16 protein-coding genes and 3 pseudogenes are annotated in these 22,563 nt (G+C 62.2%); 8 read left to right on the forward strand and 11 right to left on the reverse strand.

Annotated elements, in window-relative coordinates; genetic code table 11:
* Positions 1-85: 85 nt before the first annotated feature.
* The 3 genes from ASG77_RS03100 to ASG77_RS03110 are packed head-to-tail and all read right to left on the reverse strand — an operon-like array spanning position 86 to position 3,753.
* Entirely contained in the window at positions 86-1,141 is a 1,056-nt protein-coding gene (locus ASG77_RS03100) for an ABC transporter permease (protein WP_056340958.1), read from the reverse strand.
* Positions 1,138-2,652, reverse strand: a complete 1,515-nt coding sequence (locus ASG77_RS03105; protein ID WP_056340960.1) for a sugar ABC transporter ATP-binding protein — start codon at positions 2,650-2,652, stop codon at positions 1,138-1,140. The genes ASG77_RS03100 and ASG77_RS03105 overlap by 4 nt, the downstream gene beginning before the upstream one ends.
* 60 nt (positions 2,653-2,712) lie before the next feature.
* Positions 2,713-3,753, reverse strand: a complete 1,041-nt coding sequence (locus tag ASG77_RS03110; RefSeq protein WP_235564256.1) for a substrate-binding domain-containing protein — start codon at positions 3,751-3,753, stop codon at positions 2,713-2,715.
* A gap of 186 nt (positions 3,754-3,939) precedes the next feature.
* Between ASG77_RS03110 and ASG77_RS03115 the strand changes: the two genes are divergently transcribed.
* Both ASG77_RS03115 and ASG77_RS22805 read left to right on the forward strand, forming a co-directional pair.
* Positions 3,940-4,713: a DeoR/GlpR family DNA-binding transcription regulator gene (locus tag ASG77_RS03115; RefSeq protein WP_056340964.1), complete on the forward strand. Its 774-nt coding sequence runs from the start codon at positions 3,940-3,942 to the stop codon at positions 4,711-4,713.
* A gap of 42 nt (positions 4,714-4,755) precedes the next feature.
* A complete protein-coding gene (locus tag ASG77_RS22805; RefSeq protein WP_268760639.1) occupies positions 4,756-4,887 on the forward strand; it encodes a hypothetical protein in 132 nt (43 codons plus the stop codon).
* A gap of 51 nt (positions 4,888-4,938) precedes the next feature.
* On the opposite strand, the gene ASG77_RS03120 is transcribed toward ASG77_RS22805, so the two are convergent.
* Positions 4,939-5,700 (reverse strand): FadR/GntR family transcriptional regulator, encoded by a 762-nt coding sequence (locus ASG77_RS03120; protein ID WP_056340966.1) that lies wholly within the window; start codon positions 5,698-5,700, stop codon positions 4,939-4,941.
* Between the two features lie 195 nt (positions 5,701-5,895).
* Here ASG77_RS03120 and eat point away from each other — a divergent pair, with 195 nt between their 5' ends.
* The 5 genes from eat to ASG77_RS03145 all read left to right on the forward strand — a co-directional run bounded on the left by eat (position 5,896) and on the right by ASG77_RS03145 (position 11,685).
* The gene (eat, locus tag ASG77_RS03125; protein WP_056340969.1) at positions 5,896-7,344 is read left to right on the forward strand and encodes an ethanolamine permease; all 1,449 of its coding nucleotides are present in this window, start codon (positions 5,896-5,898) and stop codon (positions 7,342-7,344) included.
* Between the two features lie 62 nt (positions 7,345-7,406).
* Entirely contained in the window at positions 7,407-8,789 is a 1,383-nt protein-coding gene (locus ASG77_RS03130) for a glutamine synthetase family protein (protein ID WP_056340971.1), read from the forward strand.
* The gene (locus ASG77_RS03135) at positions 8,770-9,531 is read left to right on the forward strand and encodes a gamma-glutamyl-gamma-aminobutyrate hydrolase family protein (RefSeq protein WP_235564259.1); all 762 of its coding nucleotides are present in this window, start codon (positions 8,770-8,772) and stop codon (positions 9,529-9,531) included. Before ASG77_RS03130 ends, ASG77_RS03135 begins: the two co-directional genes overlap by 20 nt.
* Positions 9,512-10,879, forward strand: coding sequence for an aldehyde dehydrogenase family protein (locus ASG77_RS03140; RefSeq protein ID WP_056340973.1), 1,368 nt, complete (start codon positions 9,512-9,514; stop codon positions 10,877-10,879). The genes ASG77_RS03135 and ASG77_RS03140 overlap by 20 nt, the downstream gene beginning before the upstream one ends.
* A gap of 26 nt (positions 10,880-10,905) precedes the next feature.
* The gene (locus ASG77_RS03145) at positions 10,906-11,685 is read left to right on the forward strand and encodes a 3-oxoacyl-ACP reductase (RefSeq protein WP_056340975.1); all 780 of its coding nucleotides are present in this window, start codon (positions 10,906-10,908) and stop codon (positions 11,683-11,685) included.
* 216 nt (positions 11,686-11,901) lie between these two features.
* Here ASG77_RS03145 and ASG77_RS22965 read toward each other — a convergent pair.
* The 3 genes and pseudogenes from ASG77_RS22965 to ASG77_RS03155 form a co-directional block, all read right to left on the reverse strand.
* Positions 11,902-11,979, reverse strand: a pseudogene (locus ASG77_RS22965) (ATP-binding protein); the annotation flags it as partial.
* Positions 11,980-12,320: 341 nt separating this feature from the next.
* Positions 12,321-13,283: a sugar-binding transcriptional regulator gene (locus ASG77_RS03150; protein ID WP_056340977.1), complete on the reverse strand. Its 963-nt coding sequence runs from the start codon at positions 13,281-13,283 to the stop codon at positions 12,321-12,323.
* A gap of 407 nt (positions 13,284-13,690) precedes the next feature.
* Positions 13,691-14,309, reverse strand: a pseudogene (locus ASG77_RS03155) (FAD-dependent oxidoreductase); the annotation flags it as partial.
* A 298-nt stretch (positions 14,310-14,607) separates the two neighbouring features.
* Between ASG77_RS03155 and ASG77_RS22885 the strand changes: the two are divergent.
* On the forward strand, positions 14,608-15,600 hold the full coding sequence (locus ASG77_RS22885; RefSeq protein WP_327019608.1) for a DeoR family transcriptional regulator: 993 nt from the start codon (positions 14,608-14,610) through the stop codon (positions 15,598-15,600).
* A 303-nt stretch (positions 15,601-15,903) separates the two neighbouring features.
* On the opposite strand, the gene ASG77_RS21025 is transcribed toward ASG77_RS22885, so the two are convergent.
* From ASG77_RS21025 to glpX, 4 genes and pseudogenes are all read right to left on the reverse strand, one after another.
* On the reverse strand, positions 15,904-16,677 hold the full coding sequence (locus ASG77_RS21025) for a winged helix-turn-helix domain-containing protein (protein ID WP_082575798.1): 774 nt from the start codon (positions 16,675-16,677) through the stop codon (positions 15,904-15,906).
* A gap of 601 nt (positions 16,678-17,278) precedes the next feature.
* On the reverse strand, positions 17,279-19,780 hold the full coding sequence (locus tag ASG77_RS03170; protein WP_082575799.1) for a glycoside hydrolase family 65 protein: 2,502 nt from the start codon (positions 19,778-19,780) through the stop codon (positions 17,279-17,281).
* A 604-nt stretch (positions 19,781-20,384) separates the two neighbouring features.
* Entirely contained in the window at positions 20,385-20,636 is a 252-nt protein-coding gene (locus ASG77_RS03175; RefSeq protein WP_056340985.1) for a hypothetical protein, read from the reverse strand.
* 713 nt (positions 20,637-21,349) lie between these two features.
* Positions 21,350-22,466: pseudogene (gene glpX, locus ASG77_RS03180) on the reverse strand (class II fructose-bisphosphatase).
* Between the last annotated feature and the right edge of the window lie 97 nt (positions 22,467-22,563).

The raw sequence follows: 22,563 nt of genomic DNA on the forward strand, positions 1-22,563 counted from the left end.
CGGACGAGGGCAAGTGCCCGGGACCATCCTGACTCAACGGAGTCATTCATCCGGCTGAGGGGCTCGAGTCGGGGGTCGGTGAGTTTCATGCCGGCACTTCCTGCTTCTGAATGGTCTCGTCCATGACTTTCGCGCGGGAGGACTTGCGGGAGGTGATCGCCTGGATGCCGACACCAAGGATGAGAAGTAGGCCTACGGCGGTCCGCTGCCATGCGCTGGGAACGCCTGCCAGGATAAGGCTGTTGAAGATCACCTGAACCAAGAGGACACCCAGGGTGGTGCCAAGTACTGACCCCCGCCCACCGAAGATCGAGGCGCCGCCCAGGACGACTGCGGCAATGATATCGAGTTCGCTGCCGACGAGAATCTGGGGGCTGGCGGAGCGCTCCATGATGACGTAGATCATTCCGCCGACTGCGGCCATGGTTCCGGCAATGACGTAAACCACCATTTGCGTGCGTACGACGCGGATGCCGGCACGCCGGGCCGCTTCGACGTCACCGCCTATGGCATAAATGCTCCGGCCGAACATGGTGTAGCGCAGGACCCAGGCGAGGCCCACGGCCATGAGCACCGCCGGCACGACCAGAATATGCAGGTAGGCACCTCCCGACGCCGTGTCCACTGCGAAGAGGTTCGTCGTTGAGACCGCAGCCATCGAATCGGGCAGGTCCGCGACATAACGCGAGCCTACGTAAGTCAGCAGCGCGCCCTTGAAAATGCCCTGGGTTCCAAGCGTGACGATGAGGGTGGAAAGCCGGAATCTGGCGATGAGGAAGCCGTTGATCGCCCCAAGGGACGCGCCGATAAGCAAGGCAAGAAGGAAAGCGGCGACGAGGCCCAAGTCAGGTGCACCGTTTTGGTGCATCTGGACGGTGGTGTAGGCGGCGAAAACAGCAATCGCTGCGAAAGAAACGTCTATGCCGCCGGAAATGATGACCATAAGGACACCGAGGGCGAAGATCAGGGGGACAATCGAGCTGCGCAGGATGCTGAATGCTGTGGGGAGCGTAAAGAAAACAGGGTTCGCGATGGACATTCCCACGATCAGCGCCAGAAGAACCAGTGCGAGCACGCCCTCGTTGTTGGCTCCCCTCAACCGGCTGAGTCGAGTCGGAAGAGATAGGCTGATGGCGCTCATGCGGCCACCTTCTCTCGAATGGTGTCGATGGCGACGTCATCGCCCTCGAGGATATCTACAACTCTGCCGTTCCGGACGACAAGCACTCTGTGACAGCAGGCAACCAGTTCCGGGGCATCGTCGGAGATGATGATGATGCCCATCCCCTCAGCCGCCTCGGCACGGAGTATTCCGAGGATCTCCGCTTTGGAGCCGATGTCGACTCCGACGGTTGGTCCGTTGAGCATTAGAATGCGCGGACGCCGTGCAAGCCATTTAGCCAGTACCACCCGCTGTGCGTTTCCGCCGGACAGCGACCGCACGGGGGCCTGAACGTTCGGGGCCTTGACGCGCAGACGGGCGAACAGCGCCTGGATTGTTTCGCGGACTGCGCGCAGGTCAAGCATGCGCAGCCTGGTTGCGTGCTCGTCAGGAGAGCCGGCGATGATGTTGTCTGCGATTGACTTATCCATGAACAAGCCCTGCGTCAGCCGGTCTTCGGGGACGTAACCGATTCCCGCTTTGATGGCGTCGCTGATGGAGTGGATCCGCACGGGGCTCCCATCAATTTTGATGATGCCGGATTCATGGGGTACTACCCCGAAGAGAGACTCTGCAATTTCGGTCCGTCCCGAGCCCAATAGCCCCGTGACCCCTAGGATCTCACCCCTGCGTAAGGTGAAAGAGACATCCTGATAGGCGCCCTCCAAACTCATTCGGTCCAGCTCAAGCACGACGCCGGATTCGGGCGGGAGCTCGCTGATGTTTCGCGACTCGTCCAATTCCAGGCCCGTCATGTGCAGGGCGATTGTTCTCGGAGTGAGCGTCGAAGCGAGGTCTGTGACGACGTTTTTTCCCGACCGGAGGATCGCCACCCGCTGGGAAATCTTCAGCACCTCGTCCAGTTTGTGGGAGACGAAGATAAGGCCCACGCCGCGGGCCCGAAGCCGTTCCACGATAATGAACAGCCGTTCCACCTCGGTGTGGGTGAGCGCCGTGGTTGGCTCATCCATGATCAGGATGCGGGCGTCGCTGACCAGTGCGCGGCATATGGCGGTCAACTGCTTATCGGCCACCGAGAGCTGCTCGACGTCGGCGTCAAGATCAAGCTTTAGCCCGAGTTCTTCAACAATGGCCTGGGCCGCCGGCCGAGCGGCCCGCTGACTGTATGTGTGGCGGCGGCTGGCGACGGCGGAGGTCAGGACGATGTTCTCGGCAACGGTGAGATTCGGGAACAGCGAAAAGTCCTGGTAAATGACCTGAATCCCGTTCTTGATGGCGTTGGTGGTGTCCATCGAGGAGTGGCTGATGCCGTCGACAATGATCTCGCCGGAGTCGGGTTTCTCGGCACCGGAAATGATCTTGATCAGCGTCGACTTGCCGCATCCGTTTTCGCCGGCAAGGCACAGGACCTCGCCGGGCAGCAGGTCCAGGGTGACGCCGCTCAGTGCGGTGACACCACCGAACGTCTTGACGATGTTGCGAACCTCAAGCAAGGGTTGGGTCGGCTTATCGTGGGCAATGCTTGTCATAGCGAAACCTTTCAGGAGGGCGTGGGGCCGGGCCTTGTGGCCGCCCCACGCCCCGAACGATCAGAAGTCGTATTGCTTCGCGGATTCTGCGTCAGCTTCGATCGATGCGTCGCCGAGGAAAACATTGTCGTAGCCATCGAGCTTCTTCAGGCTGTTGTACCCCTTGATGCCCAGATCGGTACCGACTTCAATTTTGCCTCCGGTAGCGAGGATCCGTGCGATCTCCAACTGGGCCTCGCCCGCGAGAGCCGGATCCCAGAAGAAGATCTTGTCGATGCCACCCGTAGCCAGGTACTTGTTGGCAGCAGAGGGAATGGAGGTGCCCATGACGCAGATATCCTTGGTCTTGCCTGCCTCTTCCACTGCCCGCGCGATGCCGGGGACGTCATTGCCGGCAGAACCCTGGAAGCCCTTGATGTTCGGATGCTTAGCGAGAATCTCCTTGGCCTTCTGGTACGCAGCGGCCTCATTGTCCGTGCTCTCGATCGGATCTTCGACCCGCTTCATGTCAGGGAAGTTGGATTTTTGGTAGTCATAGGCGGCTCCCACCCACTCCATGTGGGTCTTGGCAGTAAGCCCACCAACAAACTGGACATATTCGCCTTTGCTCTCGGTGCAAGTGCCCAAGCTCTTCATGATTTTTTCACCGTAGACAGCGTTATCGAAGGCTTCGATGTCGATATCGACATTCTCGATTCCGGTCGCCTCGTGTGCGACTGTGATGATTCCTTTAGCCTTGGCCTGCGCCAAGACGTTGGCTACGGCTTCCGGAGAGTTCGGCACAACGGTAATTGCCGTAGGCTTCTGAGCAATGAGGTCCTGGATGATCTTGATCTGCTTCTCGGGGCTGACATCGTCGCCGCCCTCGGTGCGGGTATCTATTCCTGCTCGCTTACCGTAGGCCAGCACACCTTCATCCATGCGGTCGAACCACGCGATGCCCTTCAGCTTCACGACGGTCACCATCGTCATGTCTGACGCCTTCGCACCGTCGGAGGCGCCGCTGGCGGCCGCCCCGTCATTGACTGAACCGCAGCCCGTCATGAGCACGGCCGAGACCCCTAGGGCCAAAAACGCTGAGGTACGCAACAGCTTCATCATTCACTCCTTTGTGATCACGCAACGCGGATGCATGAATCCGCGCATCGGTTTCTCCGATCTGTGCATACGCTAAACGAAATACGCGCACATGTCGATACTTTCGTGCAAATTCGCTAGGAATCGTGCAAATGTTGCACGAAATCGCGCATGCCTCTACCCTTAATCCATACTGAGGAAAGGGGCCCAATGTCGCGCCGCCAAGATATCGTCGAGCTCGTCGAGGAGCACGGCTTCCAAAGCGTCAACTCTCTTGCCCGGAAATTCGGAGTGGATGCTTCCACCATCCGCCGGGACCTGGAACGATTGGCGGATGAAAAGATGATCCGGCGCACCCACGGCGGTGCCGCCGCCGTCGCGCCGCCTTCCCCTGGCTACTTAGCAGCGGATCAGCAGACAAGGGAAAAGCAGGCGATAGGTGCTGCGACGGCCGATCGGATTCTGGAAAATCAAACGGTCCTCCTGGACAGCGGGACGACATGCCTGGAGGTTGCCAAACACCTCAACCACTCGCGCCTGACAGTGGTAACCCACGACCTTCTGGTTGGCGTTGAGGTATCACGCAAACCGCGCATCAACCTGGTATTTATTGGAGGCGAACTCCTGCCGGGAAGCACGTCGATGTGGGGCCCTGCCTCGTTGCAGCAGTTGGAGAACATGCGCATTAACGTGGCGGTTTTTGGAGCTGGCGCAGTGATGGATGACGGTATCTACGCGAGTTCCAGCTACTCCATCGAGCTTAAGCGGAAAATGCGCTCCGTCGCGGCGGAGGCATTCTTCGTAGCCGACAGCACGAAATTCGGGCGCGAAGCGCTTTTCAAGGTCTTCGGCTTCGAGGACTTCACCGCCGGGATCACAGACGACGCGATTGATCCGATCCGTGCGGCACGCTGGCCGATCCCCCTTATTCGCGCGAGCACGGCGGCCGAACTTCCCGTCATCGACAAAGAACACCTTAACTAGCAACCGTGGGTTGCCAGCAGGGCACCTCGCCCCTCTTGCCAGATGATCGCCTCCGAGCGCGAGGGCGAGGTCCCGTTCCTGCGCGTCGTGGTCGCGGAACTGCACGGCGTGCATCTCGGCCAGCCATTGCTGCTTGGGCTGGAGGTAGCCGGTCATGTGCGTCGGCGGCGGTGAGCATCTCCCCCGGCGCTGCGGTGTCGCGGTCAGCGGGGAAGCCGTGTCAACTCAACGCTGTGGTGCAGTCGATTGCGGGGAAACCTCAGGCTGGGAAGATCCGAGGAATCCATGAAGCAGCGACGCTGTTCCCTGCAGATGATCTTGCGCCGCCTTGAAGGCTGCCTCATCGTCGCCCCGGAGTATGGCGTCCACGATTTCCTGGTGCTGCCGGTTGGAATGTTCCAGGTTGGGTTGGATAAGAGGTATCCGGTCCAGCAGGTCACTTACCTTTGAGCGGACATCCGCCACCGCGAGCGCAAGGCTTGGCGATCCGGCCACTTCTGCGATCGCCACATGGAACCTTGCGTCCTTCGGCCGGTACAGATTCGCAGGTGCACTGGCCACCTCGGCCAAAGTCCTTAACAGGTGACCGCGCTGGGCAGGTGATAACGTCGCCCTGGCCGCCAAGGATGCGGCCGCCGGCTCGAGTACGCCGCGAAAGGTTAGGACGTCGTCTACCTCGGCCGGATCGAGTTCCGGGTAGGACCCCGAACCCGCAGGGGGCCGGCTGCACACGTACGTTCCTCCATAGCGGCCGCGCTGAACGTCAACGTATCCGGCCTTCTGCAGCTCGGCCAGGGCATCCCGCAGGGTGGCGCGCGATACGCCCAGCATCTCGGCAAGTTCCCGCTCAGCTGGCAGCTTGGTCCCTACACCGAACAGACCGAGTTTGATGTTCTGGAGCAAGCGTTCGATGGTCTCCTCGAAGGCGTTGCCGTGCCGGACCGGGCGGAGAATCGGGGCGGGGCTTCGGAGCAATTCCTCTTCCATACGCTAATCCTAATCGGTCCAAAAACAGGCCTATGGCAGGGGCTCATTAAAGCGGGAAAAACCGCCGCACCGGCCGGAAGCAAGGTCGAACCGAGGAAAAGTTCGTCGAGATCAAGGAACCCCTTGACCGTGCTCGTGATCTGGCACACACTGTAACGAGCTTATGGTCTTATTTCATACCAATACCCTTGGACGATGGGAACTACAGTGGCATCCTCTGATTCAGCCCAGCTTACCGACGACAAGCGATATCTCCAGCACCGGCAACTGAAACGCGGGGCCGCGGGGTGGATCCTGCTTGCCGGACTCGGAGTTGCTTATGTCATCTCCGGCGACTTCGCAGGGTGGAACCTCGGCCTCGCCCAGGGCGGCTGGGGCGGTCTCCTCATCGCATTTGTTCTCATGGGCGTCATGTACACCTGCATGGCTTTCGGACTCGCCGAGCTATCCTCGGCGCTTCCTGCCACAGGCGCCGGATATGGCTTCGCCCGTCGCGCACTTGGCCCCTTGGGCGGATTCGCCACCGGAATGGCCGTGCTCATTGAATACGCCGTTGCGCCGGCTGCGATAGCCATCTTCATTGGCGGCTATGTTGAAGCGCTGGGACTCTTTGGCCTGACCAACTCCTGGCCGGTGTATCTGGTGACCTACGCTGTTTTTGTGGGCATCCATCTCCGCGGAGTGGGAGAGGCTCTCAAGATGATCTTCGGCATCACCGCAGTCGCCGTCGTCGCCCTGGCCGCCGTCGTCGTGGGCCTGATCCCACATTTCAACGCCCAGAACCTCTTTGACATAGTCCCTGACGGCTCGCCCACCTCGAGCGCTTTTCTCCCGATGGGAATCAGCGGCGCCGTCGGTGCCCTCGTGTATGGCATCTGGTTCTTCCTTGCAGTCGAAGGGGTTCCCCTGGCCGCTGAGGAGACGGCCAATCCGAAGAAGGACATGCCGCGGGGCATCATGGTCGCTGTTGTGATCCTGGTCGTCTTCGGGGCCCTGATGCTTGTACTCGTTCCGGGCGCCGCAGGGTCAGCCGCAATGAGTGAATCCGATAACCCCCTCCCGGAGGCCCTTCGCCTGGCGTACGGTGGCAATACTTTCCTGGCAGACTTCGTCAACTATGCTGGCCTCGCCGGGCTCGTAGCCAGCTTCTTCTCCATCATTTATGCCTATTCCCGCCAGCTCTTCGCGCTGTCCCGGGCAGGGTATCTTCCCAAATGGCTGTCCCTGACAGGCAAACGGCGGACCCCTTATTGGGCACTGATCGTCCCTGGCTCAATCGGCTTTTTGCTGGCAGCAATAACCGGTGACGGCGCACTCCTGATCAACATCGCCGTCTTTGGTGCAACAGTCTCCTACGTCCTCCTGAACCTCTCGCACATTGTGCTGAGGAGGAAGGAACCGGAGCTGCCCCGCGGTTACCGGACACCCGGAGGGGTCGCCACCACCTCAATCGCGCTGGTCCTTGCTGCGGTCGCGGTCGTCGCAACATTTGTGGTCGACGTATTCGCGGCATCCATAACAGCTGCAATCTTCGGCGCGGCGCTCCTCTACTACTGGTTCTACAGCCGGCACCGCATCGTTGCAGGCGCTCCCGAAGAGGAATTCGCGCAGTTGGCTGCAGCCGAGGCCGAACTCAAGAGCTGACACGCATCCCGTCACGGTCCAAAAATCTCTCTCATAAATACGATCAAAGTTACGGAAATCAAATGACGAATCAAACAACCGGTACTTCCGCGCAAGGCCAACTCGGCGTCGATGAGCTGAGGGACCTGGTCGCTTCCGGTGACATCGACACCGTTGTCGTTGCCATCACCGATTCCATGGGGCGCCTGCAGGGTAAACGCTGCGGGGCAAGGTCTTTCCTCGAAGACGTGCTGGGGCACGGGGCAGAAGGCTGCAACTACCTACTCAGCGTGGATGTGGAGATGAACACCATTGACGGGTACTCCATGTCCTCGTGGGCGAACGGCTACGGAGACATGGTGATGCGGCCCGACGTCTCCACCCTGCGCCGGGTGCCGTGGCTGGAAGGCACTGCCATGATCCAGTGCGATATCTTCTGGCTGGACGGGCGCCCCGTCTCCCAGTCCCCACGCCAGATCCTGCGCGCGCAGATCGAACGCCTGGAGGACCTGGGATACCGCGCCCATATCGGCACCGAGCTCGAATTCATCATGTTTGACGACACCTACGAAGAAGCATGGGACAAGAAATACGAGGGACTCACCCCCTCAACCCGCTACAACGTGGACTACTCCCTCCTGGCCACGGCAAGACTGGAACCGGTCATCCGGAGCATTCGAACGGGCATGGAAAAGGCCGGCCTGGTCGTTGAATCTTCCAAGGGCGAGTGCAACCTGGGCCAGCAGGAAATCACGTTCCGATACGCAGAAGCGCTTGCTGCGTGCGACAACCACGTCTTCTACAAAAACGGGGCCAAGGAAATCGCCGCCCAACAGGGCAAGAGCATTACGTTCATGGCGAAGTACAACGAACGTGAAGGCAGTTCCTGCCATATCCACTTCAGCTTGACCGACCTGGACGGCAATCCGGTCCTGGCCGGGGATGGCGAGCATGGCTTCAGCCCTGTCATGGAGCACTTCATCGCAGGCCAACTCGCCGGGCTGAAGGAGCTGGCCTACTTCGTCGCCCCGAACATCAATTCCTACAAACGCTTCGTAGAAGGCAGCTTCGCTCCCACAGCCATCGCCTGGGGGCTGGACAACCGCAGTTGTGCACTGCGCATCGTCGGCCGCGGTCCCAGCCTTCGGGTGGAAAACCGCGTTGGAGGCGGGGACGTCAACCCTTATCTCGCAGCCGCCGCGCTTATCGCCGCCGCCATCCACGGTATCGAGAATGAGCTCCCCCTCGAACCGATCATGACCGGTAACGCCTACCAGTCCGACGCAGATCGCATACCCACCAACCTGCGGGACTCCCGTGCCCTGCTGACCAACAGCGAGATTGCACGCAAATCCTTCGGCGATGAAGTTGTGGACCACTACGTCTTCGCAGCGGATGTCGAGCTGAAAGCTTTTGACAGCGCCGTAACGGACTGGGAGCGCAAGCGTGTCTTTGAACGGCTCTGATAGCTACCGCCCACGGATCGGGCTGACAACCTACTTTCAGCAGGCTTCCTGGGGCGTTTGGACAGCGGATGCGGCAGTTCTGCCGGGAACCTACGTCCAGGCGGTCGTCGCTGCCGGCGGCACTCCTGTCCTGTTGCCGCCCGTCGGCACTGACCCATCGATCGTGGAGGTCCTGGACGGACTGATCATCTCCGGAGGCAGCGACGTGGGCCCGGAACAGTACGGGGCGCAGCCCCACCGGCTCACCCGCGCCCAACCGGCCAGGGACGTGCACGATATCGCCCTGACCAGGGCAGCTTTGGACGCCGAAGTCCCCCTATTCGCCATCTGCCGGGGAGCCCAGATCCTCAATGTCGCCATGGGCGGGTCACTGATTCAGCACATCCCCGATGTGAACCCGGAGGCGGACTACCAACCGGCGCCGGGTGTATTCGGCAACGTGGAGTTCACGACGGCGCCGGGCAGCATCAGCCGGCATCTGCTGGGAGCATCGGCCAGCGCACCCTGTTACCACCACCAGGCCATGGACCGGATCGCTGACGGCCTTTCCGTCACGGCGGCGGCGGCCGACGGAACGGTGGAAGCCCTCGAAACGGCAACGGGCGGATGGGCGCTAGGGGTCCAATTCCACCCGGAACAGAATCCCAACGATCTCCGGCTTTTCAATGGGTTCATTGAGGCTGCAACCAACTACCGCAAAAATCGAACGGAGAGCCCCGGCAATGTCCACCAGCACGTTTGACGTACTGAATCCGGCAACGGAAGAGGTAATCGAGACCATAACCCTTGCAACACTCGAGGACACTGACAGGGCAATCGAAAAAGCCGTCCAGGCATTCGAGACCTGGCGCCATGTTGCCCCTGCAGACCGGGCTCTCCTGCTGCGCAGGTTTGCTGCGGCAGTAGACGCCGACCTGGAAAATCTCGCCCAGCTGGAGGTACGCAACGCCGGGCACACCATCGGTAACGCCCGATGGGAAGCAGGGAATGTCCGCGATGTCCTGACGTACTACTCCGCCGCCCCCGAAAGGCACCTTGGCCAGCAGATTCCAGTAGCTGGAGGGGTCAACATCACCTTCAACGAACCCCTCGGGGTCGTTGGGGTAATCGTCCCGTGGAACTTCCCCATGCCCATTGCCGCGTGGGGCTTCGCCCCCGCCCTTGCCGCTGGCAACACCGTCGTTCTGAAACCGGCGGAACTGACTCCCATGACTGCCATCCGGCTCGGACAGCTGGCAAGGGAGGCAGGCCTGCCCGAAGGAGTCCTGCAGATCATCCCGGGCAAGGGCTCCGTCGTCGGGGAACGGTTCGTGACCCATCCTGCAGTGCGGAAGGTTGTGTTCACCGGTTCAACCGGCGTCGGTAAGCGGATCATGGCCGGCTGCGCTGAGCAGGTCAAGCCCGTGACCCTGGAGCTGGGCGGCAAGAGCGCCAACATCATCTTCGCGGATTCGGACCTCGATGCCGCTGCCGCAGCAGCACCCGGAGGCGCTTTTGACAACGCCGGACAGGACTGCTGCTCCCGCTCCAGAATCCTGGTCCAGGACAGCGTCTACGAGAAATTCCTCGAGCTCCTGGAACCAGTCGTGAAGGCCCTGAAGGTCGGCGACCCCAGCGACGAGGCTTCGTTCATGGGGCCGCTGATTTCCGCAGCCCAACACCGCACAGTCTCCGGTTTCGTCCCGGACGGCTCATCTGTGGCTTTCCAGGGATCAGCGCCGGACGGCAAGGGGTTTTGGTTTCCCCCCACCGTTCTTACGCCCTCCCGCGAGGACAGGGTCATGCATGAGGAGATCTTCGGCCCCGTCGTGGCAGTCGTTCCCTTCACGGACGAAGCCGACGCACTCCGCCTGGCGAATGACTCGATCTACGGCCTGTCCGGATCCATCTGGACACGGGACATCGGTCAGGCGCTGAGGATGGCCCGGGGACTCGAGTCGGGAAACCTTTCAGTCAACTCCCACTCATCGGTGCGCTACTCCACACCCTTTGGCGGATTCAAGCAGTCAGGACTCGGACGGGAACTCGGCCCGGACGCCCTGAACGCGTTCACCGAAACAAAAAACGTCTTCATCTCCACCAACCCATAACGTCCTCACCACAAAAGGAAGAAAAAATGATTGAAGTAATTTCCAACCGCCTCAAGGGACGCAGCGCTGTCATCACCGGCGGCGCCAGCGGGATCGGGCTCGCCACAGCTCGCCGCTTCGCCGCAGAAGGGGCTCATGTAGTCATCGCAGATCTGGACCCAACCGCTGGGCAGCGGGCTGCCGACGAGGTCGGCGGCCTCTATGTGAAGGTGGATGTCACCAGCGAAGAGGAAGTGAAGAACCTCTACGCCGTCACCAATGAAACGTACGGAAGCGTGGACATCAGCTTCAACAACGCCGGAATTTCGCCGGCAGACGATGCCTCAATCATCGATACAGGAATCGATGCGTGGCGCAGGGTCCAGGAAGTGAACCTGACCTCCGTTTTCTACTGCTGCAAATACGCCCTCCCTTACATGCAGGCGCAAGGGAAGGGCTCAATCATCAATACTGCGTCGTTCGTTGCGGTCATGGGTGCTGCCACTTCTCAGATCTCCTACAGCGCCTCCAAGGGCGGTGTGCTGGCCATGAGCCGGGAACTCGGCGTCGAATTCGCCCGACAGGGAATCCGGGTCAACGCACTCTGCCCGGGACCCGTCAACACGCCCCTGCTGAAGGAACTCTTCGCCAAGGATCCCGAGAAGGCAGCCCGCCGCCTCGTCCACGTTCCCTTGGGCAGGTTCGCTGAACCGGAAGAACTGGCAGCAGCAGTCGCCTTCCTCGCCAGCGACGATTCATCCTTCATCACCGCCTCGACCTTCCTGGTTGACGGCGGCATTTCAGGCGCTTACGTAACACCCGAGTGACGGCCCGCGCATATGCGAAGCGGACGACGGCGGGACCTCCCGCCGTCGTCCGCTTGTGTTTGAGTATTTGAAGCCCTGAGCGCCACCCATTCGTGCGGTTGAGCGCCGGGGATCGTGCCAGAGAGCGCCAGCCGTCGCGTGGCTTGGCACCGCTGACGCTCTCTGTCACAGGGTTGGGCGCTCACGAGTGCTGTGTGTTCGCGCATGTTGGGCGATCCATTCTTCCTCGAGGTCTGGCATACGGACGTAATGAGCGCGGATTCGTTGCTCGCAGGCGCGTTTGGCGACAGCGCATCGGGGACCACTGCGCGGAAAAGTAGCGCTAAGCATCAAAATGACCAAAGTTGGAGCTTTCCCATACCGCGATGGGAAGTTCACTTTGTTCAGCATGAGCAGTCACCCAAACGTCCGCAGGCGTTGCATTGGCCCGGACATGGCATGTTTTACAGTACGTAACGGTCCGGCGACAGGGACGGCTTAGCCAGTTTTCCGCGAGACGGTCCCCGACCCCCTTCCGCCGCCTCACGGGCCATAATGTGGCGATCCTCACGACACCGGCCGCCGTCACCGACATCCTCCAGGACATCGCGGACACCATGTGTCGGCTCCGGTGACGGGCGCATCGACGTTCCGGTTCAGTTCCCTGCGTCGGGTCCAATGAGCCGCCTGGCGGACGCCTCGTCCAGGATCAGGTCAGTGGCAAGGCCGGCCGCCAGGGCGCCGCGGAGGCAGTTGATCTTGGAGGCGCCGGACACGACGCAGATCCGCCGACGCACCTCGCGCAGCTGGTCCAGCGAGGGTCCGGTGGAGCGTTCGTTCAACGTGATGCCATCCGAGGATCCGTCGGCCCGGAAAAAGACGGTGGCAACGTCCCCGACCACGTCGGAGCCGGCGAGGACGTTCAGGTCGTCCTCGTCAAGGTAGCCGCCGGCATACACATGGCTGGGATAGTCCGCATCCACGGATCCGACACCGAAGATCGCGATGCTCATCCGGGACCGAAGTTCAAGGATGCGCTGAACGCTCCGCTCATTCCACATGCCCACCTTCGTTGCCGCATGGTCAAAAAAGGCGGGTACGGGAAACTGTTCCACCCGGGCTCCGTAGGCGCTGCCGAAGCGGCGCATGATGTCACTGGCGTACGTGATGCCGGTGGTCTGCATGTTGCCCGCTCCGTTCAGCTGCACGACGACGGTGTCATAGGTGATCTTCCGCGTGAGGTGCCGGCTCACGGCGCTTAGCGTGCTGCCCCAGGCCACCCCGATAATGGCGTTCGAATCCACCAGAGGCCCGATGGTCCGGGCAGCCTGCCTGGCCACACGGTCCAGTGTTTCCGCTTCGTTCAGCGTGTCCAGGACGGGCACCACGTGCACATTCACCTTGTACCGGGCGCGGATCAGCCGCTCCAGTTCGGGGCCGGTGTCCAGCGGACTGCGTATCTGGATCTGCACCAGGCCCGTCCCGCGGGCTGTTGAAAGGAGCCGGGACACCGTGGACCGGGACGTCTGAAGTTCCCGCGCAATGGTCTCCATCGTGAGGTCCTGGAGGTAGTAAAGCTGGGCAGCCCGGAGGGCCTCGGAATGTTGTGGGCGGGGCAAGGGATCTCCGTTCTGCACGTTTTGTGCATAGTCTTTGACGCTAATTTGCAATATTTCGAAGAATAGTGATGAACCCGCGGCACGTCACTCACGCGGGCCGCTTACATCCGCCCAAGCCGGGGCCGCAGGCCCTCCTGGTTAAGGCGTACGAGACCGGGACGTATCCGGTAAGTTTTCAGGTATGCGTCGGTGCCGCATTGCGGCACCTGGGCAGTGTCCGTGGCTGGGCGGGGACGGGTTGCCGGAGGTTTGTTATCGGCGATACGTCATGCTGCCCTTTTTTGGACTTCTCCGGAATCCCTTGGAATGGGTCTGGCGTGTGGCGGTCTGTCCCGGCGCGCAGGGCCAGGGTATTTATGGTTGCTGCGTCGAAGAACCGGTCGTAATTGGCGGCGGGCTGTGTCATTGCCGCCGGCGGCCTTCTGTCCGTCCTGGAGGACATCCAGGGTGAGCCGCTCGGGGTTATGCACGGACGCGTCGAAGTAGGTGGCCGTGTATTTTACGCCCGGATTGAGGCGGGGAAGTTCCTGCAGGGCCTTGGTGCGTCCCTTGAACTCGTGCCGGGGGACGGTTCCGCCTCAGTCCGATCTTGATCAGGAAGGCCCCCCGTTCCTTGGGTGTGCTGTTTGTGGGTCAGGAACCGCAGCGGGGCGGACAGCACGCCGGAGAACGTGCTGAAGATCGGAATGGTGGTTTTCAGCGGCTTCACATAGTTCGCGGCGAGGCTGAGGAGCCGGTTGCGTTCGGTGACCGATTCCTTGACGAGGCGGAATTCGCCGTTTTCAAGGTAGCGGATCCCGCCGTGGATCATATGGGACGAGGCGCCGCTGGCACCCTGGCAGTAGTCCCCGCGTTCCACCAGTGCCACATCCACGCCCTGCAGCGCCAGGTCCCGGAAAGTCCCGACCCCGTTGATGCCGCCGCCGATGATCAGCACCTTCGCCCGGGGGGGCGTTCACGCAGGCCCTCAACCGTGGTGCGGGACGAGGCCGGACTGTTCTCACCGGCGGATTCATGCTTGCTCAAAAGTTGCTCCCTCGCAGCTTTTTCTTCGCACCCTGGGGCGCCTTCCTTTTCATTATTCGAACACGGTGGGAATGTGTTCAAGCTTTCTGCACAAACGTGCAAAACCGAGGATGCCAGCCGTTTCCCCTCCGCCCGGGGCCGCGGTGGGTGTCGCCGCCCGGCCGCGGACCCCGGAAACCGGGGGATTTTTCCGCGCAGCACGCATATATTTCCTGCGGGAACTGAAGCCATCTCCCAGGCACGTGCGGACCTCCCCTCTCGACGGACTCGGCTGATCCGGCCCGAATTCCGGACGGACATGCACGTTGTCCCGGAGCCGGACACCCCGTACCAGCGCTTTTCCGTCGTCGCCCCTCGGTCGGGTGCTGGCCCGCGCCGATCGCGTAGAACGTGGGAAGTGGGGCCGCCGGCGGGGGGCGCTATCAGCACGGTCGTGCGCGGCCCCGAACGTCCGGCCCGGGCCAGAACCAGTCAAGCGCGATCTTGCTGGCGAACACCCTGCCGCCGCTCTGCGGCGGCCCGACCTCGTCCGTATCGCCGGGGGTGCCGCCGTGGGGTACTGGCCGGCGTCGCCGGCCAGCAGGAACCCGGCGAACACGTGGTCGGTGCCGGGTTTGCAACTGCTGCCACCTTTGCAGCGCCCACTCGCGTCAGCCTCATGACCGTTCGCCACGACATTGACGATCTGGTCGGACGGGGCATTCTGCGTAAGGTTCACGGCGGCGTGTCCGCACTGCCTTCTACCCTGTTCGAGGCCGGCTCCGAAATATGGTGTGGTGTAGCTGTAGCTCTCGGCCGGCTGGGTGATGCCGGTGATTGTTGCCGTGGCCAGGGCTCCGATGTTGTTGCGGGTGTAGGTGAAGGAAGCCAGAGCGGTGCTTCCCGGGCCGGTATCGGTGATGGAGGTAACCTGGCCGGCCGCGTCGATGGCGGCGGTGACGCCGTTGCCGTAGACGGTGGAGACCGTGTTTCCGTCGGCGTCCGGAGTGAAGGTGCTCGTGTGCCCGGCCCAGTCCGTGATCCCGGTGAGGTGCCCGGCCGCGTCGTAGGCGCGGGAGACGGTTTGCCCGTTCGGGTAGGCCAGTGCGGTGAGATGCCCGGCCAGGTCGTACGTGTCCCCGGAGGCCTACCCGGCCCCGTTGGTGGAGGCGTGGATCGCCGGGGCGAGAAGCTCGCCGAGGAGGTAGCTCAGCGGACCGCCAACGATCGCTGCCGCCGCTCGGTGCTGGGCTTCGCAGGCACTGTCATGGCGTCATGCTATTCCTCCTGTCGTCGCCCCCACGCGGACTGATGCGCCAGATCGGCAGCCGGGACGCGGGGCACCCGCCGATGGCCCAGCCCGGACCGAACCGGCCATACCCGGTCACTCAGGCTCTTGGGTGGCTTGCGAGTTCGTCGGGCGCCACGTCGTCACGGATGGCACCTGCTTGTGCCCGCCCGGCGGAGCACATCGCTGACGAATGCGAGCTGCGTTTGGTGGGGACCCTTGAGGTGCATCACCGCGGCTATGGCGGATCCGTGATGTTCGAAGGTCGGCGTAAGGCGCCCGGCTGGACAGCCCTCCCCCGAGCTGAAGTGCGCCCGGACGCCGGGCCTAGATCACGTATTCCGGTGTGAACACGCTGATCTCCGGATGAGCGTGGAAACGGTAGCCGGCACCTCGTTCCGTCCGAATTGTCCTGGCGAATCGCCCGAGCTTGTTCCGAAGGCGGCGGATGTGGACGTCGATGGTTCGGTCGATCGGCACGGCAGGGCCATCACCCCAGACGTTGCATAGGAGTTCTTCCCGGCCGACAGCACGCATGCTGGCACCCATGAGGTAAATCAGCAGGTTAAACTCCACACGCGTCAGGCGCACGGGCATTCCGTCCAGGTGCAAAGTCCGCCCCGACGCGTCGATGATCACACCCATGTGACCGGGTTGCTCTTCCCGGTCCGGGTGCTCCGCATCCGTTCGGGGCCGCACCCGCTTCGTCGGGTCACCTAAAGCTGAGAAGACGCTGTCCAGGGCCCCTCCTGGAGCATTGGCGGGGCCGAGCGCCACTGCTGCATGGCTTTCCAGCCCTTGAGCCAGTGAATGGCTAAAGGCGCGTATTTTTCGAGCCAGTGCGGTAACTGATGTACCAGCTGCTTGGGCCGCTGATTCATCGACGCCCACGTAAAGGGCGAAACCCCGGGCTGAATACTCACGTGATCGCCCGTTGGTAGGCCGACGGCTTTCGTCCCGTCGTCTGGAACGATGCATCTTGGACAAGGGTGTAGCGGCGAGACTTCCTCCGGGTTCGGCAATTTCAAGTGGAAGACGCGGTTGGTCCGCCGATGCGGTGGCATGGGCGGAGATGATGGATTTTCCAGCTGGAATGGGCATTTGAACGTCCTAGCTAAAAGAAATAAGCCGTATGTGTCGAGTAGCGGAGTACGGTTCTCGGAGGGCATTACTGTCCGGCATGTCATCGGACTGTGCCCGGGTGAGTCCGTCTTCAAGCTCCTGGATTCTCAGCAGTGCCAGTTCGAGCACTTCGGTGAGCCAAGGGACCTCGACCTGACATAGATGAGAATTGGTCCACATTGCTCCCATGGGATCCATCGGATTGAGGCCCCTGAGGTGGAGTGCACGGATCCTGGCGAGCCGGGCCTCGGCATCGGGGGGAGGGGCGGTGGAGCGGGTGTGCGCGATAGCGTCGGTCGGCTGGGGAATGGTCAGGGCGGTGTTCGTCATGGGTCCTCTTGAAGGCTTGACCCGCCGGGCTGTCTTTCCGGCGGTGGACGGTCGCGCCCAGGAACGCGCGGACGCCACATCCGTCTTTCTGCCGCGTGCAGGAACGAGGAGAACGGGACGGAGGACAGCGGAATCGTGAACCTGGGCTTGGGCGTGCAACGGATTTACGGCCGCTCTGGCTTCCAGCGGCGCGGAATCGGTGCAACTCTGTGCCGGAGGCTGCCCTGGGGTGGGCTGCCGGCGGCCGGGCTTACTCTGAAACTGCCGAAACGACGGCAGGTTCGACGGCGGGCGCTCTGCCGTCGGTGAGCGACCCATGTTTGATGGCTGCATGGGCGCCGTCTTGGACGGCCCTGGCCACTGCAGGGTCGAACGTCACGGGCAAATACCGATCGGCGATGCCGGTCGCGGCGTTCAGAACCGGCTGGACCTGCGCCCCCGCCGGTCCGCGGCCGTGACCCGGCCCGGACTGCTGTGGCGCCATGATGCGTTGCCCTGTCAGGCTGAACCGCGTCGGAGCCGATCCAATGCGAAGGTGTGTCTGACGTATCTGTATTTCCACAGAAGGTCCTTGAACCACTTCGAAGGTCATGCTCTCGGGTGCGAGAACGATTCTGAGCAGGGATCTGCGGTAGTTCAAGTGAAAAGTGAGCAGGGACCAGTCCTCGGGGAGCCGGGGATCAAAGTACAGTCCTGTGCCCTGATCGCGCATGCCCGCAAATCCGCACACCAGCGCGCTCCACGTCCCTCCGGCTGCCGCTGTGTGGACACCATCAACGGTGTTGTGGTGGACATCATCGAGGTCGATGAACAGCGCGGTGGTGAAGTGCTGCAGCGCGAGGTAGGGATGACCGACCTCGGCCGCCATGATGCCTTGGACACAGGCGGACAGCGTTGAGTCACCCGTGGTGAGCGGGTCGTAGAAGTCAAAAGCCCGGCGTTTGTCTTCGGCCGTGAATTCCTGCCACTGGAGGAACATCGCCAGGACGACGTCGACCTGCTTGATGACCTGGTGGCGGTAGATGACCAGGGGGTGAAAGTGCAGCATTAGCGGGTATTTCTCACGCGGCGTGTCCCAGTCCCAGCTTTGAAGGCTCATAAAGTTGTTGTCCTGGGCGTGGACGGCCAGATTCGTGTCGTAGGGGATGGTCATCCGGTCAGCAGCCTCGTTCCACAGGCAGCGATCTTCCTCACTGACGGTTGGGTGTTGAAGCGCCGCGGCCGCCCGCAAATTGAAGCGCGCCATGACATTGGTGTAGAAATTGTCGTTTACGACGGCCGTGTACTCATCGGGGCCGGTGACCCCGTGAAGATGGAATGAACCGTCCTTGCCGAAGAACCCGAGGGCGACCCACATGCGCGCAGTCTCAATGAGCAGTTCCGCCCCCTGACCTTCTGCGAATGCAGTGTCGCCGGTCGCCCAGCCGTACCGGTTCACCGCATACGCGATGGCTGCCCCGAGATGGAACTGCGCAGTCCCGGCCGCGTAATAGGCGCTGGCTTCTTCGCCGTTGATGGTTCGCCACGGAAAGAGGGCACCGGCCATGTTCAGTTCAGCTGCCCGCTGCCTCGCCTGAGGCAGCAGCCCGTGACGGTACGACAAGACTTTCCGGGCAGCCTCGGGGAGTACGTACGTCAGGAAGGGCAGCAGATAGATTTCCTGATCCCAGAAGTAGTGGCCGTCGTAGCCGGCACCGGTAACACCCTTGGCGGGGATTCCGGCCACCCCGGCGCAGGCGGTCGCCTGTGCGAGCTGGAAGAGGTTCCATCTGACGGCCTGCTGCAGTTCGGCCTGTGCCCCGATTTCAATGTCGGCTGTGCGCCAATAAGCCGCGTAGAACCGCGCACTTTGGGCGAACACGGCATCGGCCCGAAGGAGCTGTTGTTCTGCCAAGCGGACGAGGTGCCCGGCGGTCTCGCCGACGCCTGCCACATAGCTGACCGTCTTTCGAACACGGAACGGCTCGCCACCCTTGATCCCTGCGATATACCGGACCGCACTCCAATCACCGTCAGCGCTCGAGTCAAACGGCTGGTGCACCGGAGAGACCTCGTGGTCAACGGCCATCCCGAGTTGCTGCCCCGACTGTGTTGTTTGCCATGCCAGGCGCATCGATCCGCCCTCTGCCCGCGAATACAGGTTTTGGAGTACCCGCCCCGTGTGCCTGCCGGCCTGGCGGGGATCAATGGTGACCGGGTCGTCCCGACGGAGGTCTTGCCGGTTGACGACGGCTGACGTTACATCCAGGGTCGCCGGCCGGTCCGAGGTCAGGGTCAGCTCCACGGCCAGGGTACCGGCATTGTCGTGGCCGACTGCACGACGTTCGTGGGTGGTCACGGCCGCACCGGTCCGGCAGGCCCACACAATAGTGCACTCGTATGTTCCTGTCTTGAAGTCCACCCAGCGCCGATAGTCCGTTACGGCCGAAGATCCCAGGGACAGTCTTTCGCCGTCGACCCGGATGTCGAAGCTGTTCGGGTCAGGGATGCTGATGATTCCTTGTCCCACGCGGGCGAATCCGTAGGCGTCTTCGGCGTGGCGGATCGGCCACGTCTCGTGGAAACCGTTGAGGTAGGTCCCCGGCGTCGCCTCATCGCCGAGGGTGCTGTGGGCTCCACGCATGCCCAGACGGCCGTTGCCGACGGCGAATAGCGTGTCGAGCACACCGCTGTCGCCGGCGTCATGCCGGGTCTCAATAAGGTTCCATGGATCGCAGGGGAATCGTTCGCGGTCAGCGTTGATGAAAGGCATTGTCAGTCCAAATCCTTGCTGCTTAAAGTGGATCGATGAGGTCGTTCACGACGTAGCCCGCTCCGGCGGCCATGAGGTCTTCGCCAGAATGGAACTCCGCTTGTCGGGTCGCGATCGGATCCGTGGAGCAGGTGTGGGGTGGGGCAAGGTGCGTGCAGCGTCGTGGACGAAGGCTGCACCCGCGGGCATCGGTCTTCGGGTCCCGCCCTGGTGAGGGTCCGCCATCTTCCAATGAAGGCTCTGATGGAAGCCTCGGTGGGTTCTCCAGATTCCTGAGGCCTGCAGGATTCGGCAGCAGACGAATACTCGGGTAGGGCGATCATTCTCAGTCTGTGCAGATGGATGCTGATCGCAGCTACTGCAAGTAGCGGAACGCGCTCCATGCCTCTTTTAGAAGAGGGCAGTGATTGCCGTGGCGTGCTGCGAAGAATGGGATCCGTCCACCGGACCCCATTTTGAAAATCGCTCGTTCTCCGCATCCAAGACAGACCAGTTGACCATGGCGGCGCTTCCGCCAGTGGGCGTCTTTCGTGCTGAACTCGGCAGCCTCCCAGTCACGCCCGTGTCTGGGACTCAGTGCGCGTCTCAAGCTGGCCGCCGCCTTTCACTGCGTCAACTCCGTGTCCGGTTTTCCCGGGATCTCCGCTAGCGGGACACGAAAGATTGCGAACTCAGCGGTGTCGAGCAACTTTGGTCCGCCAGTCAGGGTGTCAATGATCCAGAACAGTTCCAGTTGCGGAATCACCTCCGTCACCTGTCCCCGGTGGATGACTCTGTCCTTGTATTTTGCTTCAATTTCGTCGCCGGTCGAAAGCTCCCGGCACGTCCAGATCACGCGTGTCTCAGCGTCGGTCATGGTCGAGTCCTTCCTTTGTGATGTGGCGCCGTTGTTCAGTTTGGGAGACCACTTGTTTCCACAGGCGGTTTTTTTATTGGAAATGCGTCCGACAAAGACGAACCCGGCGTGATGGAACCTGTCAGCGCCCATCGGAAGGTGGGCGGTAGCGGGTCCGGACAGCGCCGGACCCGGAGCAGTTAAAGGCGATTTCGGGGCTCGGAGGCCGCTCTGTGCGAGTCGGCGCCTGTCGGGCTCCTGGCGGCCGAGACGGTGCTGCTAACCGCGTTTTCCGGAGTCCATAGTCCTCCGGCGGCACTTTCATCGGTAGGGCGCGTTGCGTCGACTCGTCCGTCGATATTGTCAGGTGGTTCCCGACTACCTGTATCACTCCGTGCTTGAGGGTGAAGGGGGTCTATTCCATTGACGTACAGCAAGTTCAGCGACTGGTTGTGAGCGTCGTGGCCATAGGGGTAGGCGGTCAGGTCCACGCTTGGGGATGGTCATCGGCAATTCTTTCTGTCCCCGGTCCTTTGTGGACGGCGGGAGGGTCTGTTGCGGTGGTCAACAGCGGCGGTGCTGGGAATAGCCGCGCGGCAGTGGACTCCGGAGTGGTGTAACCACTGCCTTGCGGCCTCGATGTGTGCGTCAGCCGACGTACCGCTCCTCCTCCGACCCGAACTCACCAGGCGGCGCATTCCGGTTGGAATGCGTCGACTGGTGAGGTTCAGTGGTTAGCTCTGGCGTGAATAGGATTCCCACTTGTGGGCCTGGTGTTCGCCGTCGACGAAGCGGACGGTGCCTGATTTGGACCGCATCACGATCGACTGGGTCAGCACCTTGTCCTTGGCGTAGCGCACACCGCGGAGAAGGTCGCCGTCGGTGATGCCGGTGGCCGCGAAGTAGCAGTTGTCGCCGGTGACGAGGTCGTCGGTGGAGAGGACCCGGTCCAGGTCATGGCCGGCGTCGATGGCCTTCTGCTTCTCGTCATCGTTGGTCGGCCACAGCCTGCCTTGGATCACGCCGCCGAGCGTCTTGATGGCGCAGGCTGTCACGATGCCTTCCGGCGTTCCGCCGATTCCCATGAGGGCGTCGACCCCAGTACCGGAGCGCGCGGCCGCGATCGCGCCGGCGACGTCGCCGTCCATGATGAATTTGGTGCGGGCACCGGCTTCGCGGATTTCCTCCACCAGCCCGCGGTGGCGGTCGCGGTCCAGGATCATAACGTTGAGCTGGTTGATTTTGACGCCCTTGGCCTTGGCGATGAGGTGCAGGTTCTGCTTGACGGGCAGGCGCAGGTCCACGACGTCCGCGGCTTCCGGTCCGGTGACCAGCTTCTGCATGTAGAAGACGGCGGAGGGGTCGAACATGGTGCCGCGCTCGGCCACGGCGAGGACGGCAAGGGCGTTGTTGATGCCGAGGGCGGCCAGGCGGGTTCCGTCGATGGGGTCCACGGCGACGTCACATTCAGGGCCGGTGCCGTCACCGACGTGCTCGCCGTTGTACAGCATGGGGGCTTCGTCCTTTTCGCCTTCACCGATGACGACGACGCCGTTGAAATGGACGGTCGTGCTCGCCGTTGTACAGCATGGGGGCTTCGTCCTTTTCGCCTTCACCGATGACGACGACGCCGTTGAAATGGACGGTGGACAGCAGGGAACGCATGGCATCGACGGCGGCGCCGTCGGCCTTGTTTTTGTCGCCGAATCCGACCCAGTGGCCGCCGGCAATGGCGGCGGCTTCGGTCACGCGGACGAGTTCCAGCGCCAGGTTCCGGTCGGGTTCGTCGTCGCCCACGGCCAGCGCCGGGGACAGGGTTGAATAGCGGGTTGATCTGGAAGCGTCAGACATAGCGGCCTCATTCTTGGTAGTGGGGGATGCGTGGCGGTCAGCGTGCGGCGGATCTGTTTTCCTGTGGGGGCTGGCGGGGGCGTTGCCGGAAGCCTTG

This window comes from Arthrobacter sp. Soil762 (genome assembly GCF_001428335.1).
Classification (GTDB): domain Bacteria; phylum Actinomycetota; class Actinomycetes; order Actinomycetales; family Micrococcaceae; genus Arthrobacter.

Coding starts and splice junctions, on each gene's coding strand:
- ASG77_RS03110 (WP_235564256.1), bottom strand. CDS start 3,753: ATGATGAAGCTGTTGCGTACCTCAGCGTTTTTGGCCCTAGGGGTCTCG.
- ASG77_RS21025 (WP_082575798.1), bottom strand. CDS start 16,677: ATGCCCATTCCAGCTGGAAAATCCATCATCTCCGCCCATGCCACCGCA.
- ASG77_RS03100 (WP_056340958.1), bottom strand. CDS start 1,141: ATGAGCGCCATCAGCCTATCTCTTCCGACTCGACTCAGCCGGTTGAGG.
- ASG77_RS22805 (WP_268760639.1), top strand. CDS start 4,756: ATGATCGCCTCCGAGCGCGAGGGCGAGGTCCCGTTCCTGCGCGTCGTG.
- eat (WP_056340969.1), top strand. CDS start 5,896: ATGGGAACTACAGTGGCATCCTCTGATTCAGCCCAGCTTACCGACGAC.
- ASG77_RS03175 (WP_056340985.1), bottom strand. CDS start 20,636: ATGACCGACGCTGAGACACGCGTGATCTGGACGTGCCGGGAGCTTTCG.
- ASG77_RS22885 (WP_327019608.1), top strand. CDS start 14,608: ATGCACGTTGTCCCGGAGCCGGACACCCCGTACCAGCGCTTTTCCGTC.
- ASG77_RS03170 (WP_082575799.1), bottom strand. CDS start 19,780: ATGCCTTTCATCAACGCTGACCGCGAACGATTCCCCTGCGATCCATGG.
- ASG77_RS03105 (WP_056340960.1), bottom strand. CDS start 2,652: ATGACAAGCATTGCCCACGATAAGCCGACCCAACCCTTGCTTGAGGTT.
- ASG77_RS03145 (WP_056340975.1), top strand. CDS start 10,906: ATGATTGAAGTAATTTCCAACCGCCTCAAGGGACGCAGCGCTGTCATC.
- ASG77_RS03140 (WP_056340973.1), top strand. CDS start 9,512: ATGTCCACCAGCACGTTTGACGTACTGAATCCGGCAACGGAAGAGGTA.
- ASG77_RS03115 (WP_056340964.1), top strand. CDS start 3,940: ATGTCGCGCCGCCAAGATATCGTCGAGCTCGTCGAGGAGCACGGCTTC.
- ASG77_RS03130 (WP_056340971.1), top strand. CDS start 7,407: ATGACGAATCAAACAACCGGTACTTCCGCGCAAGGCCAACTCGGCGTC.
- ASG77_RS03120 (WP_056340966.1), bottom strand. CDS start 5,700: ATGGAAGAGGAATTGCTCCGAAGCCCCGCCCCGATTCTCCGCCCGGTC.